The 322-nt window shown below is 51.2% G+C and carries 1 protein-coding gene; it reads right to left on the reverse strand.

From position 1 onward, the window contains the following. A partial coding sequence (locus AAHF22_RS08905) for a hypothetical protein (RefSeq protein WP_347324653.1) occupies positions 1 to 322 on the reverse strand: 322 nt, incomplete at both ends.

The following is a 322-nucleotide window of genomic DNA, read 5'->3' on the forward strand; positions in this document are numbered from 1 at the left end:
ACCAGAACCAGAACCAGAACCAGAACCAGAACCAGAACCAGAACCAGAACCAGAACCAGAACCAGAACCAGAACCAGCGGCAGGGGATTCGAGATGGGCAGAAGCCGCTTCTGAATCGGAGGTTGGGGTAGTAAGAGGGGCTATCGTTTCGGCAAAAGAATGACTCAGCGCTTCCATCGCTCCAGAAGAGTGAGCGATCTGTTCATAATCCAGCTCTACACGAAGCGCCGCAGTGGTATAATTCCCTTTTTCATCACGAGTGAGTGTCTGTTTTACAAACACATCTCGCACATGGCTCTGCGCACGACTGAGCAAGTACACA

The organism is Paenibacillus wenxiniae (assembly GCF_039822605.1).
In the GTDB taxonomy this organism is placed as follows: Bacteria; Bacillota; Bacilli; order Paenibacillales; family Paenibacillaceae; genus Saccharibacillus; species Saccharibacillus wenxiniae.